The 13769-nt window shown below is 71.6% G+C and carries 17 protein-coding genes; 8 read left to right on the top strand and 9 right to left on the bottom strand.

What is annotated here, in order from left to right; genetic code table 11:
* Window positions 1–471: 471 nt before the first annotated feature.
* The 7 genes from FV229_RS20110 to FV229_RS20080 all read right to left on the bottom strand — a co-directional run bounded on the left by FV229_RS20110 (window position 472) and on the right by FV229_RS20080 (window position 5901).
* Window positions 472–1101 carry a hypothetical protein gene (locus FV229_RS20110; RefSeq protein ID WP_147753657.1) on the bottom strand — a complete coding sequence of 210 codons (630 nt, stop codon included), beginning with the start codon at window positions 1099–1101 and terminating at the stop codon, window positions 472–474.
* Window positions 1098–2000, bottom strand: coding sequence for an ABC transporter permease (locus FV229_RS20105; RefSeq protein ID WP_238272076.1), 903 nt, complete (start codon window positions 1998–2000; stop codon window positions 1098–1100). Before FV229_RS20105 ends, FV229_RS20110 begins: the two co-directional genes overlap by 4 nt.
* Window positions 1997–2779, bottom strand: a complete 783-nt coding sequence (locus FV229_RS20100) for an ABC transporter ATP-binding protein (RefSeq protein ID WP_147753656.1) — start codon at window positions 2777–2779, stop codon at window positions 1997–1999. Before FV229_RS20100 ends, FV229_RS20105 begins: the two co-directional genes overlap by 4 nt.
* On the bottom strand, window positions 2776–3012 hold the full coding sequence (locus FV229_RS20095; RefSeq protein WP_147753658.1) for a hypothetical protein: 237 nt from the start codon (window positions 3010–3012) through the stop codon (window positions 2776–2778). The genes FV229_RS20100 and FV229_RS20095 overlap by 4 nt, the downstream gene beginning before the upstream one ends.
* Before the next feature lie 14 nt (window positions 3013–3026).
* The gene (locus FV229_RS20090; RefSeq protein ID WP_147753655.1) at window positions 3027–3476 is read right to left on the bottom strand and encodes a hypothetical protein; all 450 of its coding nucleotides are present in this window, start codon (window positions 3474–3476) and stop codon (window positions 3027–3029) included.
* Between the two features lie 49 nt (window positions 3477–3525).
* On the bottom strand, window positions 3526–4509 hold the full coding sequence (locus FV229_RS20085; RefSeq protein ID WP_147753654.1) for a YVTN family beta-propeller repeat protein: 984 nt from the start codon (window positions 4507–4509) through the stop codon (window positions 3526–3528).
* Between the two features lie 153 nt (window positions 4510–4662).
* Complete coding sequence (locus FV229_RS20080) at window positions 4663–5901, bottom strand: ABC transporter substrate-binding protein (protein ID WP_147753653.1); 1239 nt, start codon at window positions 5899–5901, stop codon at window positions 4663–4665.
* A 198-nt stretch (window positions 5902–6099) separates the two neighbouring features.
* Here FV229_RS20080 and FV229_RS20075 point away from each other — a divergent pair, with 198 nt between their 5' ends.
* From FV229_RS20075 to FV229_RS20040, 7 genes are read left to right on the top strand one after another with little or no spacing between them, the layout of a single operon-like run.
* Complete coding sequence (locus FV229_RS20075; protein ID WP_147753652.1) at window positions 6100–6615, top strand: DUF3280 domain-containing protein; 516 nt, start codon at window positions 6100–6102, stop codon at window positions 6613–6615.
* A 50-nt stretch (window positions 6616–6665) separates the two neighbouring features.
* Complete coding sequence (locus FV229_RS20070; RefSeq protein WP_238272078.1) at window positions 6666–7391, top strand: (5-formylfuran-3-yl)methyl phosphate synthase; 726 nt, start codon at window positions 6666–6668, stop codon at window positions 7389–7391.
* Window positions 7388–8119, top strand: a complete 732-nt coding sequence (locus FV229_RS28195) for a uridylate kinase (protein WP_238272079.1) — start codon at window positions 7388–7390, stop codon at window positions 8117–8119. Before FV229_RS20070 ends, FV229_RS28195 begins: the two co-directional genes overlap by 4 nt.
* Complete coding sequence (locus FV229_RS20055) at window positions 8116–9681, top strand: DUF6513 domain-containing protein (protein WP_147753650.1); 1566 nt, start codon at window positions 8116–8118, stop codon at window positions 9679–9681. The genes FV229_RS28195 and FV229_RS20055 overlap by 4 nt, the downstream gene beginning before the upstream one ends.
* Window positions 9682–9685: 4 nt before the next feature.
* Window positions 9686–10309, top strand: coding sequence for a DUF447 domain-containing protein (locus FV229_RS20050; protein ID WP_147753649.1), 624 nt, complete (start codon window positions 9686–9688; stop codon window positions 10307–10309).
* On the top strand, window positions 10309–10848 hold the full coding sequence (locus tag FV229_RS20045; protein WP_238272081.1) for an SRPBCC family protein: 540 nt from the start codon (window positions 10309–10311) through the stop codon (window positions 10846–10848). The genes FV229_RS20050 and FV229_RS20045 overlap by 1 nt, the downstream gene beginning before the upstream one ends.
* Window positions 10845–11840, top strand: a complete 996-nt coding sequence (locus FV229_RS20040) for a beta-propeller fold lactonase family protein (RefSeq protein ID WP_147753647.1) — start codon at window positions 10845–10847, stop codon at window positions 11838–11840. Before FV229_RS20045 ends, FV229_RS20040 begins: the two co-directional genes overlap by 4 nt.
* 151 nt (window positions 11841–11991) lie before the next feature.
* Here the strand turns inward: FV229_RS20040 and FV229_RS20035 are convergent, their stop codons facing one another.
* Window positions 11992–12192, bottom strand: coding sequence for a hypothetical protein (locus tag FV229_RS20035; RefSeq protein WP_147753646.1), 201 nt, complete (start codon window positions 12190–12192; stop codon window positions 11992–11994).
* A complete protein-coding gene (locus tag FV229_RS20030) occupies window positions 12189–13271 on the bottom strand; it encodes a hydantoinase/oxoprolinase family protein (protein WP_147753645.1) in 1083 nt (360 codons plus the stop codon). The genes FV229_RS20035 and FV229_RS20030 overlap by 4 nt, the downstream gene beginning before the upstream one ends.
* Before the next feature lie 2 nt (window positions 13272–13273).
* Between FV229_RS20030 and FV229_RS20025 the strand changes: the two genes are divergently transcribed.
* The coding region (locus FV229_RS20025) for a HisA/HisF-related TIM barrel protein (protein ID WP_147753644.1) at window positions 13274–13769 on the top strand (496 nt) is incomplete at its 3' end.

The following is a 13769-nucleotide window of genomic DNA, read 5'->3' as shown; positions in this document are numbered from 1 at the left end:
CACGATCGGGGTCGCGCCGAGCGGCGGGGCGGCCCGCGTGGAGCCCGAGCCCGAGCCGCCGACCGGCGTCGTCGACACGACGCTGATCTCCGACAGCGTCACCGAACTCTGTGCGTAGGCCGCACCCGGCAGCAACGCCACCGAGGCGATCAGGCTTCCACGAAGCGCCCGCATTGTCATTCCCCAACCCCGAACCGACGAGCGGCGCGCCCCCTCTGCGGCGGGCTTACCCAGCACTGCTCGCCTTGCACTGCTTGAGCTGCACTCATGCAAGGCGCGTCGGGATCGGACAATCGCGGGACGACCGTGATCCGGCGGAAATCGCCGCTCACGGCGCCGTTACACGCCGAAACGGACGACCCGTGGTTCGCGTGCAACAGATTTTCTATGTCTCATCAAAGACTTAGGGAGTTTTCGGCAATGCTGCCCGGGAGGAATCGGCAACCCGGTTCCGGGTCGCCGGCTCTGGCTTCAAAGCCGGGCCTGGATCTTCTTGGCGATCTCGCCGAGTCGCTGCTCGAGGAGCTGCGGCACCTCGCAGACGTAGGTCAGCGACTGGCTGCGCTCCTGGAAGATCCGCCGGTCCCAGGCGAACTTGGTCTCGATCTCGGATTGCTCCTTCGAGACCTCGCGGGCGTCGGCCGCGCTCGGGCCGTCCTTGGTCTGGCTGATGGTGTCGGCCTCGTCGCGGATGCGCTCGGCCATGCGGCGCTGCCCCTGCGCGTAGCGCGCGATACCGCCCATCACCTTGTCGCGCTCGCCGTTCACCACCTCGAACACCCCGGCGTAGACGTGGGCGAGGCCCTTGGCCTTGTCGGCCGCCGGCACCTTGGCGACGTAGGCGTCGAGCAGCGGGTCGACCTCGTTGAGCTCGGTGCGGCGGGAGGCGAGCTTCTGGGCCAGCACCGCCGCGTCGTCGTCGTCGCCCCAGGCGCCGGCTCCGGCGATGTCCGGCCCGGTCCAGAACTGGCCGGGGCTCAGCGTCGCGACCTTGCGCTGGACGCAGGGCCAGTCGGGATCGGTCTTGGGTTGGGCCAGCACGGGGCCGGCGAGGCAGGCGAGGGCGACAACCGCCGCAGGGAGGATGCGAAAAACGATCATGACGGGTCTCCGGCCGGGCCGCCACGCCGGGCCATGATGCCGCGGCCGGGATCGTAGGCGACGACGGCGAGGGTGAAGAAGGCGAAGGTCACGCCGAGCACGACCGCGCAGGAGACCGGCTCGAACTGCCCGTAGAGGGCGAAGCGCACGAGCTGGACGGCGTGGGTGAAGGGGTTGCACTCGCAGATCCAGTACAGGGTCTCCGAGGATTCGCGGATGCGCCACAGCGGGTAGAGCGCCGAGGAGGCGAAGAACATCGGGAAGATCACGAAGTTCATCACGCTGGCGAAGTTCTCGAGCTGCTTGACCATCGACGACAGCAGCAGGCCAATCGACCCGAGCATCAGCCCGGCGGCGATGAAGGCCGGCAGCGCCGCGAGGTAGCCGACCGCCGGGATGTCGAGGTCCCAGAACCAGGCGATGGCCAGGAAGGCGTAGGCCTGCACCACCGAGACGGTGACGCCGGCGATCAGCTTGGCGAGGAGCAGCAGCCAGCGCGGATACGGGCTCGTGAGCAGCACCTTCATCGAGCCGACCTCGCGGTCGTAGACCATCGAGAGCGAGGATTGCATGCCGTTGAACAGCTGGATCATCACCGCCAGCCCCGGCACCACGTAGACCTCGTAGAGGACGTAAGTCTGGTAGGGCGGCTCGATCGAGACGCCGAGCGTGTTGCGGAAGCCCGCCGCGAAGATGAACAGCCAGACCAGCGGCCGCACCAGCGCCGAGAAGAACCGCTCCTTCTGGTTGAAGAAGCGCAGCAGCTCGCGCCGGACGATGCCGCCGAGGCAGATCAGGTAGCCGACCGCGTCGAGCCGCCCGAGATGGGCGGTCTCTCGCGGCGCGACCGGGCTCGTGGGAGAGGCGATCGTCGCAGACGTGCCGACTGGCGTGCTCATGCGGCCTCCCTGGCCGGCTTGGCCGGCTCGGACACGAGCCGGCGGAACGCCTCCTCGAGGGATTCGTCGGCCCGGCCGATGGTGCCGGCCTTTCCCCGCGCGACGATGCGGCCCTTGTGCAGCACCACGGCGTCGTCCTCGGGCGCGATCTCCTCGAAGATGTGGGTCGCCCACAGCACCGAGAGCCCTTCCTCGCGCACGAGGGCGCGGACGATCGCGACGATGTCGGCGCGCGATTCGAGGTCGAGGCCGACGGTGGGCTCGTCGAGCAGGAGCAGGCTCGGATGGTGGACGAGGGAGCGCGCGATCTCGATGCGGCGCGATTGCCCGCCCGACAGCGTGCGCACCTTGTCGGCGCGCCGGTCCGTCAGCCCGACCCGGTCGAGCAGCCCCGCGATCCGGGCCTTGGCGGCCTTGCGCGGGATGCCGTGCAGGGCCGCGTGATAGAGCAGGTTCTGCTCGACGGTGAGGTCGGTGTCCAAGGTCCGCGCCTGGAACACCACGCCGAGGCGGGCGAGCGCCCGCGACGGCTCGCGGTCGAGGGCGTGGCCGAAGATCGCGACCCGGCCGTCGCGGTTGTTGTAGAGCCGGGTGATCAGCGAGAACAACGTGGTCTTGCCGGCGCCGTTCGGCCCGAGCAGCGCCATGAAGCGCCCGCGCTCCACGGTGATCGACACGTCCGACAGCGCCCGGCGCGCGCCGAAGCTGTGGCTGACGGAGGCCACCTCGAGCGCCGGAACCTCGCCTGTGGCGCCCGCGCCCACTGCGCCCGCGCTCATCGCGCGAGCGTCCGCTTGGCGTCGCCGACGGCGTCGAGGCACTCGTCGAACTCGCCCTCCCCCTGCTCGCGCTCGGCCACGCGCAGGGCCTTGCGCAGCTTCGGCAGCGCCGCCTCGGGCGGGCCCTTGGCCAGCGCGTCCTTGATCAGGGCGATGCCGTCGGCGCAGGCGGCCTTGTCGTCGGCGAGGGCGGGGCTGGTCAGGAGGAGGCCGGCGAGGACAAGCGCGCGCATCATGTCACGGTGTGTCATTTCACGGTGATCGTGCCGGCCACGCCCTTCGCTTCGAGGCCGCGGGCTTCCCAGGTGTACTTGCCCGGCTTGATCGCCACGAACTCGATCGCGATCTCGCCCGGGTCGTCGAACTCGAAGTGGTCCGGCGGGCCGCCGCCGTGGATCTCCTTGTGCTCGATCACGATCTGGTTCCACCAGATGTAGCGGAAGAACTCGGTCGCGTAGAACTTGTATTCCTGGTGGCCCTTGGCGACGATCCGCAGCCGGTAGGCCTTGCCGGATTCGAGCTCGATGTCCTTGTTCTCGACGACGAAGTCGTTGCCCTCGTCGTTGCCGAGGACGAGGTCGGGCAGGTTCTCGCGCTTCTTGGTGAGGTCGAGCGCGAGCGCCGGACCGGCCGCGAGGATCGCGGCCAGCCCCAAAATCGCCGATCCCGAAACCGCCCGTCGAAGTCGTCGTGTCATCCGGTTCCCCCCGCGCTGCCGTCGACGGCAATCCTGCGTGCGAAAAAGGTCAGTTCGGCGAGATCGCCACGCCCCAGGGCAGCAGGCCGACCGGGATGCTCTTCACCACCTTCTCCGCCGCCACGTCGATCACCGAGACGTCGTTGGAGGTCCCGTTGGTGGAGAACAGCATCGCCTGGTCCGGGGTGAAGGCGAGCTGCCAGACGCGCTGGCCGACCGGCAGGTACTTCTGCACGTCGTAGGTCTTGGCATCGATCACCGCGACGCGGTTGGCCGGCCCGAGCGCGACGAAGGCCTTGGTCCCGTCCTTGGTGATGCGGATGCCCACCGGCTGGATCGCCTCGTCGTTCACGCTCGGGATCTTGAAGGTGATCTTCTTCACCACGCGGCGCGCGGCCACGTCGATCACGCTCACGGTGCCGCCGACCTCGGCCGAGACCCAGAGGAACTTGCCGTCGGCGGTGAACTCGGCGAAGCGCGGGCGCGCGTCGACGAGCACGTTGTCGATCACCTGGAAGGTCTTGGTGTCGATGAAGTGGGCCATGTTGGTGGTCTCGGAGGTGTTGACCAGCACCTTTCCGTCCGGCGACAGGCCCATCCCCTCCGGCTCGACGCCGACGGGGATCTCGGCCAGCACCTTGTTCTTCTCGATGTCGATGATCGTGACCTGGCTGTCGTCCTCGTTGGCGACGTAGAGCGGGTTGCCGCTGCGATCGAGGATGAACTGCTCGGGGTCGGGGCCGGAACGGAGCGAGCGCACCACCTTGCCGGTGGCGGCGTCGAGCACGTCGATGCGGTCGTCGTCGCTGGCGCAGACGAAGACCTCCTTGCCGTCCCGGCTGACGGTGATGCCGCGCGGGCGGCGCCCGACCTTCCAGGTCCCGGTCACCGCCATCGTCGCGGTGTCGATCACGCTGACCGAGTTGCCCTTCTCGTTGGAGACGTAGACCGTGTAGGCCTCGGCCGGCGCCGAGCCCAGAAGCATCGCGCCGAGCGCGGCGAGCCCCAACCCTGCTTTCACGCAGCGGTCCATTCGCGATCCTCCCCCTCGTGTCTCGCAGGCTTGGCGCTCTGACGGCGCCGAAACCCTATTGCCCGACAGTGTAGTGCGTTTCGCCCGCGTGGCGAGGGCGGCGGAACGGCGCGTTCCCCCTGCCCTCAAGCGCGGTCACGGGAACTTGCGTGGTCACGGGAACTTGCAGGTCGTCTCGGGCAGGTCGGTCCCGAGGGTGTCGAGCGGCGTGCGCTGGTGCAGGAAGCCCTGCTCGGGCGCCACCGAGACCAGCGCCTTGGGCTGCACCACGATCAGCGGCTGGCGCAGCTGGTGGTCCCAGGGGCGGAAGCTGAGCGACACGCCCTTGTAGGCGGGCAGGCCGAAGGCCGGGTCGACGAGGGAGGCGGCGAGCACCGACGGGTCGGCGCTCTTCTTGGCCGTCCCGGCGTCGCCGACGACGCGGACCGCGGCCCAGACCTGGTAGTCCAGCGGCCGCATCAGCCGGCCCGACAGGCGGCGGAAGCGGTTTTGCGCCTGGGCGGCGCCCCAGGTCTCCAGCACCGGCGACCAGGTGGTGGCGATAAGCCCCTGCGTGCCGCCGACGGGCCGCGGGTCGACGGTGCGATAGGGGACGTAGTCGCCCCAGTCCGCCTCCTCGTCGGCCACGATCGCCATGTCGTAGTCGAGCCCGCGGGTGAAGACCATCGCCTCGGCGCGGGTCGGCGTGTCGCCCCGCGCCTTGGCCAGCGGCCCGAAGGTCCAGGGCTTCTCCGCCGTGACCTTGAGGGCGAACTTCCTCGCCGAGTTGCGCATCGCGTCGGCGTAGAGCTTGTCCGCGTCGGTCGGGCCGACGATCAGGAACACCTTCCGCCAGCGCATGACGGTGAGGTACTGCGCCAGCGCATCGGTCTGCATCGCCCGGCTCGGGGCGATGTGGAACACGTTCCTGCGGCAGTCGGCGCCGCGCAGGCGGTCGTCGGGCGCCGCGGCGTTCAGGACGACAGCTCCCTTGCCGTCGGCCTTGGCCGCCTCCGAGACGGCGAGCACCTCGTCGGCCGGCAGCGCCAGGACGAGGAAGCGGATACCCTTGCCGAGCAGCGCCTTGGCCGCGTCGACCGCGGAGGGACCGCCCTCGGTGAGCGCGATCTCGTCCAGCGCGTAGCTCTGCTTGGTGAAGCGGCCGGTGGTGTTGTTGTCGGCAATCGCCATCTTCGCGCCGGCCAGCCCCTCGTCCTCGGGGGCGGCCTCGGCATCGTAGGAGGACGGCGCGGGCTGCGGCCGGTAGATCAGGCCGACATGGGTGGCGGCCGCCTCCGCGGGCGCGGCCGGGGCGGCGGCGGGTTCCTGCGCCATCGCCGGGCCGGCGAGACCGAGGGCGACGAGCATCGCGGCGCCGAGGGAAGGTGCAGGATCGTGCAGGATGGCGAGCATGGGGGCGAGCCGTAACAGCATTCCGGGGGCGGACTCAAACGCTAAGCGCATGTCGGTCCAAACGTTCAGCGCGCACCGATCATTGCAAAAACAACCCGCCGCGCGACCTTATGCCGGGAAGCGGCCGGCGTTGCGGTCGTCCCCGATGCCTCCGACCGGAGTTCCGTCATGATCCCACGCGGCAAAATCGTTCGCGGTATGATGCTTCGCGCGGCGGTGCCCCTCGCGCTCGCCGCCGCCTGCCATCCGGGCGCGGCGGCGGCCGACCCGATGAAGGCGGCGATCTTCCCCGTCGAGCTGTTCGATCCGGGCGTCGTCGGCGGGCGCAAGGCCCGGCCGGACGAGGTGCGCAAGCTCGCCCTCGTCACCGAGGAGCTGCGCAGCGCGCTCAAGGACAAGGGCGGCCTGGAGCCCGTCGACACCGCGCCGCAGGCGGCCGAGGTGAACAAGCAGGGGCCGCTCCACAAGTGCGACGGCTGCGCCGCCCCGATCGCCAAGGCCCTGGGTGCGGATCTCGCCGTGACCGGTTATGTGGAGAAGGGATCGGGCCAGATCTTCAACCTCAACGTCGCGATCGCCGACGCCGCCACAGGCAAGGTGGTGCGCGGCGGGCAGGTGGTGATCCGGGCCGACACCGACGACACCTGGACGCATGCCATGCGCTGGATCGTCAAGAACCGCCTTATCGCCGAGCCCCTGCCCGGCAAATCGTGATGTCGTCCGGCGTCCGCGCCGCCTCCGAGCCGTTCCCGTTCAGGTCGCCCGTGTCCGAGTCCGCCATTTCCGTCTCGACCCATCCCCTGCCCCGCCTCCTTGTCAGCGTCCGCGACGCCGCCGAGGCCGAGGTCGCGATCCGTGCCGGCGCCGACCTGATCGACGCCAAGGACCCGGAGAACGGGGCGCTCGGCGCCCTGCCCGCGGAGATCGTCCGCGCCGTCGTCGCGCACACCGCCGGCCGCGCGGCCACGAGCGCGGTGGCCGGGGAGCCGGCCCCGGCGGAGCGGCAGGCCGCGATCCGCGCCATGGCGGAGACGGGCGTCGCCTGGGTCAAGGTCGCGGTTCGCCCCGACTGGCTCGCCGACGTGTCCGCCCTGCACGCGGCCGGCGCCGCCGCGCCCGGCCGCCTCGTCGCCGTGCTGTTCGCCGAGGACGATCCCGAGCCGGACTGCGCGCCGCGCCTCGCGGCGGCGGGCTTCATCGGCGCGATGATCGACACGGCGGTCAAGGACGGGCGCCGGCTGCCCGACCTCATTGACAGCGAGCGCCTCGCCGCCTTCGTCGCCGCGGCCCGCATCGCGGGGCTGGTGTCGGGGCTCGCCGGGTCGCTGCGCGTCGGCGACATCCCCGGCCTCGCCGCCCACCGGCCGGACTATCTCGGGTTCCGCGGCGGCCTCTGCCGCGACGGCGACCGCCGCAACGGCCTCGACGCCCAGCGGCTGTCGCAAGCCGTGCGGGCGCTTCGCCGGCCGGCCGCGCGAGACGCGGCGTGAGCGTGCGCACCGTCGTCAAGGTCGGGGGCAGCCTCTCAGCCGACCCGGCACGCCTGCGGGCGCTGCTCGTCGCGCTGGCGGAGGGCGCCTTCGGCCCCTGCCTCGTCGTCCCGGGCGGCGGCGAACACGCCGACGCGGTCCGCGCGGCGCAGCGGCGCGACGGCTTCGACGACGCCGAGGCGCATCGCCGTGCGCTCGACGCGATGAGCCGCATGGCGGACTATCTTCACGCGATTGAGCCGCGCCTTCCCGTCATCGCCCTCGCCTTCGAGGACCAGCGCCTTCAAGAGCCCGGCGGGGCCACCGAAGACACGCGGGTGGAGCCTCGCGGCCCCCTCTCCCATGGGGAGAGGGGACCCGCGCTTCGATCCGAAACCGCTGCGACAGGCGTGAAACCGTCCATTCGGACGGTGACGCGCGAGGGCGCCGGCTCGCTTCGATCCCACATCTGGGACCCCGCAGCCCTGCGCGCCGGCCACCCCGACATCGCCGAGACCTGGGACGTCACCTCGGACAGCCTCGCGCTCTGGGCGGCGACGCAGCTCGGCGCCGCCCGCTGCATCCTGGTGAAGTCCGCCGACGCGCCGGCGGGTGCCGACGCGCGGGCGCTCGCGCGGATCGGCCTGGTCGACGCCGCGTTCCCGGCCTTCGCGGCCCGTTACGGTGGCGCGGTCGCGATCCTGGGGCCCGCCGGCGAGCGCGCCGTCCACCTCCGGGCCGCCGCATGAGCGGCGCGCCCGAGCACCTCGTCTTCGTCACCGGCAAGCTCGCGCGCGCCCGGCTGGAGAAGGTCGCGAGCGCCCTGCCCCCCGAGCGCTTCGCCTGGAGCATCGCCGATTCCGGGGTGAAGGTCGCCGCGCTGATGACCGAGGAGATCATCAAGCGCCGCGTCACCCTGCCCGACGGCGCCACCCGCATCGTCCTGCCGGGGCGCTGCCGGGCGAACCCTGAGGCGCTGGCCGCCCATTTCGGCCTGCCGGTGGAGCGCGGCCCCGACGAGATCGTCGACCTGCCGGCCCATCTGGGCTTGGCCGGCCGCAAGGTCGACCTCTCGCGCCACGACCTGCGCATCTTCTCCGAAATCGTCGACGCCTCGAAGATGAACGCGGACCAGGTGGTGGCCAAGGGACTCGATCTGGCGCGCCGGGGCGCCGACGTGATCGACCTCGGCGGCCTGCCGGACACCGACTTCCCGCATCTCGAGGCGTGCGTGCGCGGGTTGAAGGCGCAGGGGCTGAAGGTCAGCGTCGACTCCTTCTCGATCGACGAGCTGCGCCGGGGGGCGGCCGCCGGGGCCGACTTCCTGCTGAGCCTCAACGAGGAGACCCTCGACCTCGCCTTCGAGACCGACGCGGTGCCGATCCTCGTGCCGACGCGGCCCGACGACCTGCCCTCCCTCGACCGCGCCATCGCGCGGATGGTGGCGGCGGGGCGCCCGTTCATCGCCGACCCGATCCTGGAGCCGATCCATTTCGGCTTCGTCGACTCGATCGAGCGCTACCGCGCCACCCGCGCCCGCTGGCCCGACATCGCGATGATGATGGGAACCGGCAACCTCACCGAACTCACCGAGGCCGACAGCCTCGGGATCACCGCGCTGCTGGTCGGGATGTGCTCGGAGCTGTCGGTCGGCAACGTCCTGATCGTGCAGGTCTCCAACCACACCCGCCGCACGGTGGAGGAACACGATGCCGCGAGGCGGGTGATGTACGCGGCCAAGGCCGACGCGGCGCTGCCGAAGGGCTACGGCCGGGCACTTCTGGCACTTCACGACAAGCGTCCCTTCGTGCAAACGCCCGACGAGATCGCGGCGCTGGCGGCCCAGGTCCGCGACCCGAACTACCGGATCGCGGTCGCCGAGGACGGGATCCACGTCTACAACCGCGACGTCCACAAGGTCGGCACTGACGCGATGGCCTTCTTCACCGATCTCGACGTCGCCAGCGACGGCGCCCACGCGTTCTACCTCGGCGGCGAGCTGACCAAGGCCGAGACCGCGTGGCGCCTCGGCAAGCGCTACGTGCAAGACGAGCCGCTGGACTGGGCCTGCGCCGCCGACGCCGATGTCGAGGACACCACCGCCTTCAAGAAGGCCGGCCACACCAAGCATTCCGGGCCGGACGCCCTGCCGGGCGCCCGCGACGCGCAGGTTCCGGTCGAGGCCGGCGCCTCGGCGCCCCGCACCATCGCGCCGGAGGAGGCCGCGGCCGAGGCGTCGGTGTCGGCGACGCCCGAGGCGCCCGCGCAAAAACTCGTCTGCGGCAAGCTCGTGCCGGCCGGGGAGGCCTGAGCCGGTGCCGCTGATCCTCGAGACGATCGTCACCACGCTCTCTCCCGAAGGCGCCCTGCACCTCGTGCCCTTCGGCCTGATCGCGGAGGGCGACGACTATGTGCTGGCGCCGTTCCGGCCCTCGCCGACGATCCTCAACCTCGACGCCGACCCGTACTTCTGTGCGTCGAGCCCGCGCGACGTGCGGGTGATCGCGGGCGCCGTCACCGGCCGCCGCGAGTGGCCGACGGTCGCGTGCGACAGGATCCGCGGACGGCGCCTCGCCGACAGCTTCGGCCACGCCGAGTTCGCGGTGACGTCGGTCGAGGCCGACGCGACCCGGCCGCGCTACCGCGGACGCCTGGTCCACGCGGCGGCCCACGCCCCGTTCATAGGCTACAACCGGGCGCAGGCCGCCGTGCTGGAGGCGGCGATCCTCTCGACGCGGCTCCACATGCTGGCGCCCGACAAGGTCATGGCCGAGATGCGCTATCTCGCCATCGCGATATCCAAGACGGCCGGCCCGCGCGAGCGGGAGGCCTGGGACTGGATCGAGGACAAGGTCGCCGCCCACCTCGGGACGGAAGACCGCATCCTCGCCGACACCGACGCCGCACGAGACGGCGAAGCCTCAGGAGTGACATGCTGATGAGAAGACTGGCCCTCACGAGCGCCGTGGTGATCGCCGCGCTGGCGGCGACCACGGCCCAGGCCCACGGCCCGACCCGCAAGAAGGTCGAGGAGACGGTCGAGATCAACGCCAGCCCGGACAAGGTCTGGAAGGTGATCGGCAACTTCCAGGACATGAGCTGGCTGCCCCTGGTCGAGAAGACCGAGGGCAAGGAGGGCAACACCCCCGACAAGGCCACCCGCGTGCTGACGCTCAAGGGCGGCGCCACCGTCGAGGAGAGCCTGTACAAGTATTCCGCCGAGAAGATGAGCTACTCGTACCGGATCACCAAGGTCGACGTGAAGACCCTCCCGGTCAACGACTACTCCTCCACGCTCAAGGTCGAGGCCGACGGCGACGGCAAGTCGAAGGTGTCGTGGGACGGCGCGTTCTACCGCGGCTACATGAACAACGACCCGCCGCCCGAGCTGAGCGACGAGGCCTCCCAGAAGGCCGTGCGCGGCCTCTACCGCACCGGCCTCGACGCCCTGAAGGCGCAGGTCGAGAAGGGCTCTTGAGCCGTTTCACGACGACGCGACGCGGAGGCCGGCCGGGTGCCGGCCTCTCGCTCGCCTCGGTCCTCGCGCTGGCCTTGGCCCTCTGGCTCGCCCCGTTCGCCGCGCGCGCCGCCGAGGCGGTCGTCACCGTGCAGGGCGACAACGCCGTCGACGTGATCGACCTCGCGGCCGGCACGATCCTGCAGCGCATCCCGGTCGCCGGCTCGCCCGCCGGCATCGCCTTCTCGCCCGACCGCACCCAGGCCTACGTGACCTGCCCGGACGCGCCGGGCATCGCCGTCATCGACCTTCCCACGCGCAAGGTCGTGCAGGTGCTGACCCTGCCGGGCGGTCCCCTCGGCATCGCGGCGAACCCGAAGGGCGGCGCCGTCTACGTCGCCGACTGGTACGCCAAGCGGGTGTTCGTGCTGGTGCCGGGCGAGGCGGGTCTGAAGCTCGACGGCGAGATCGCGGTCGGCGCCTCGCCCTCCGGGCTGGCGGTGACGCCGGACGGCGCGACGCTGCTGGTCGCCAACCGCGAGGCGGACACGGTCTCGGTGGTCGACCTCGCGACCCGCCGCGCGACCGCGACGATCGCCGTCGGCCACCATCCGTTCGGCCTCACGATCGATGCCGACGCCAAGCGCGCCTACACCGCCAACGTCACCGGCGACGACGTGTCGGTGATCGACCTTTCCGCGGCGCGCGAGGTCGGCCGGGTGAAGACCGGCCAGCGCCCCTACGTGATCGCCCTGACGGACAAGCGCGGCTTCGTCACCGACCAGTATTCCGGCACCGTCACGGTGTTCGACCGAGGCACGCTCGCCCCCGTGACGCGGATCGAGGTCGGCGACCACCCCGAGGGCATCGCGACCACCGCCGACGGCCGCTCGGTCATCGTCGCCAACTGGGGCTCGAACACGCTCTCGGTGATCGACGCCGAGACGCTGACGGTGACCCGCGAGATCAAGACCGACGACAGCCCGCGGGCGTTCGGGGACTTTTTGCGTTAGAGCATTTTCCGTGATCTCTGGATCACGGAAAATGCTCTAACTTGTTGTGGGGTCGCATTTTCTTCACGCGAGCCGGCATCCACCTCGCTTGAAAATGCTCTAGGGACCGGTGCGTGCGGTTCGGACGTCACGCGCCCTCCCTGCGAGGCGATCAAGCCGCCTCGGGCGGCTCGCCGTCGTCCGGGGCTTCCGGCGCGTGCAGCATGTCCTCCAGCTCGTCGATCAGCCGGTCGATCTGGTCGGGGGTCGCCAGCACCTTGACGGTCTCGCCGTCCTCGGTGGCCAGCGCCAGCTCGATATGCGGGCCGACCCGGGCGGTCAGGACGCGGGCGAGGATCTTCAGGGCGGTCATCGAGCTTCCTTCGTGGGGGCGGGTTCGGCGGAGAGCAGCGCCACGGCAAGCGCCGGGCCGCAGGTGGAGGCCCAGTCGGGGCGGCCGGCGATCCGCTCCGCCAGCACCGCGGTGAAGGCGAGGCAGCGGCGGCCGAGCCGCTGGGCCAGGGCTTCGACCAGGAACGCGCCCGCGCCGCAGGCGATCAGTGGCGCGGCGGCCGGCATGTCGGGGCGCGAGAGCAGGCCGGCGGCGGCATCGTGGAGCAGGCGCAGCTGCGCCTCGGCGAAGTGGCGGGCGAGCGCCCGCCAGGCCTCGTCCGTCCCCTCCCCGCGGTCGCGGCCGATCATCCGCGCGAGCCGCGTCTCGCTCTCGGTCACCGACTTGCCCTTGCCGTCGCCGCTCGCCTGCTGGTCGGCCCCCTCGGGCAGGTCCCCGGTGATGCGGTAGACATCCGCCGCGTGCGAAAAGGTCTCGGCCATCAGGCGGGTGCGGCGGCCCTGGAACGGAGCGTGGTCGGCGAGCGCCAGCAGGGGCGTGCGCACGACGCCGGTGTAGACGAGCTCGCCCGTCTCCAGCCGCTCGGCGTCGCCGTAGCCGGCGGCGGCGGCGCGGCCCCCGACGATCGGGATCAGGTCCGAGGTGGTCGAGCCGACGTCGACGAGCAGCGCGTCCGGCACGTGCCGCCCGAGCAGGGCCGCGGTGGCGTGCCAGTTCGCCGAGGCGATCGCGGCGGCGTTGGCCTCCGCTTCGGCGGCTGCGACGAAGCCCGCGCGCCCGGCATAGATCGCGACCGCGCCGGACAGGTGCCCGGCCGCCCAGCCCGCGAGCTGCGCGACGCCGTCCGTGCGGTCGGCGAAGCAGTCGGTGAGCTCGCCGGTCATCGTGACGGCGTGCGCCGCCTCCCCCCGCGCCCAATCGGGCAACCCGGCGAAGGTGTCGTCGAGGGCCGGCAGCCCGCGCCAGAGCGGGCACGGCGCCTGCACCACCGCGCGGACGACGCCGCCCTCGACCAGCGCCGCCTTGACGTGCACCCCACCGAGATCCCATCCGATCGTCCTGGCGGGGTGGGGGAGCGCGGCGGCCAATGGCGATCTCATTGATGGGCGACGAAACCGCGCGGGCTTCGTTCGCGGTGATTCCGGTGATCGACCTGCGCCACGGACAGGTGGTGCGGGCGCGCGCCGGCGAACGGCACAGCTATGCCCCGATCGAGACGCCCTTGGCAAAGGGCTCGGCGCCGGCCGACGTCGCCCGCGGCCTCCTCGACGCGGTCTCCGGGCCGACCCTCTACGTCGCCGACCTCGACGCGATCATGGACGGCGCGCCGCCCGACCTGCGGGCGCTGGAGGCGATCGCCCGGGCCTGCCCCGGCGTCGGCCTCTGGGTCGACGCGGGCTTCGCCGAGGCGGCGACGGTCGAGGCCTTCCTCGCGGCCGGGCTCGGCCGCCCGGTGGTCGGCAGCGAGAGCCAGGCCGACGAGGGCCTCGTCGTACGCCTCGGGGACCGTGCCGTGCTCTCGCTCGACAGCCGCGGCGCGACGCGCCTCGGGCCGGCCGGCCTGCACGCGGATGCCCGCCACTGGCCGCCCGAGGTGA

Origin of the sequence: Methylobacterium sp. WL120, assembly GCF_008039465.1 — a bacterium.
Lineage (GTDB): Bacteria > Pseudomonadota > Alphaproteobacteria > Rhizobiales > Beijerinckiaceae > Methylobacterium > Methylobacterium cerastii.
Note: the sequence above shows the minus strand (reverse complement) of the source record. Positions and strands in the feature narration are given on the sequence as shown.

Coding starts and splice junctions, on each gene's coding strand:
- FV229_RS20045 (WP_238272081.1), top strand. CDS start 10,309: ATGAGAAGACTGGCCCTCACGAGCGCCGTGGTGATCGCCGCGCTGGCG.
- FV229_RS20100 (WP_147753656.1), bottom strand. CDS start 2,779: ATGAGCGCGGGCGCAGTGGGCGCGGGCGCCACAGGCGAGGTTCCGGCG.
- FV229_RS20035 (WP_147753646.1), bottom strand. CDS start 12,192: ATGACCGCCCTGAAGATCCTCGCCCGCGTCCTGACCGCCCGGGTCGGC.
- FV229_RS20085 (WP_147753654.1), bottom strand. CDS start 4,509: ATGGACCGCTGCGTGAAAGCAGGGTTGGGGCTCGCCGCGCTCGGCGCG.
- FV229_RS20055 (WP_147753650.1), top strand. CDS start 8,116: ATGAGCGGCGCGCCCGAGCACCTCGTCTTCGTCACCGGCAAGCTCGCG.
- FV229_RS20075 (WP_147753652.1), top strand. CDS start 6,100: ATGATGCTTCGCGCGGCGGTGCCCCTCGCGCTCGCCGCCGCCTGCCAT.
- FV229_RS20080 (WP_147753653.1), bottom strand. CDS start 5,901: ATGCTCGCCATCCTGCACGATCCTGCACCTTCCCTCGGCGCCGCGATG.
- FV229_RS20110 (WP_147753657.1), bottom strand. CDS start 1,101: ATGATCGTTTTTCGCATCCTCCCTGCGGCGGTTGTCGCCCTCGCCTGC.
- FV229_RS20090 (WP_147753655.1), bottom strand. CDS start 3,476: ATGACACGACGACTTCGACGGGCGGTTTCGGGATCGGCGATTTTGGGG.
- FV229_RS20095 (WP_147753658.1), bottom strand. CDS start 3,012: ATGCGCGCGCTTGTCCTCGCCGGCCTCCTCCTGACCAGCCCCGCCCTC.
- FV229_RS20030 (WP_147753645.1), bottom strand. CDS start 13,271: ATGAGATCGCCATTGGCCGCCGCGCTCCCCCACCCCGCCAGGACGATC.
- FV229_RS20105 (WP_238272076.1), bottom strand. CDS start 2,000: ATGAGCACGCCAGTCGGCACGTCTGCGACGATCGCCTCTCCCACGAGC.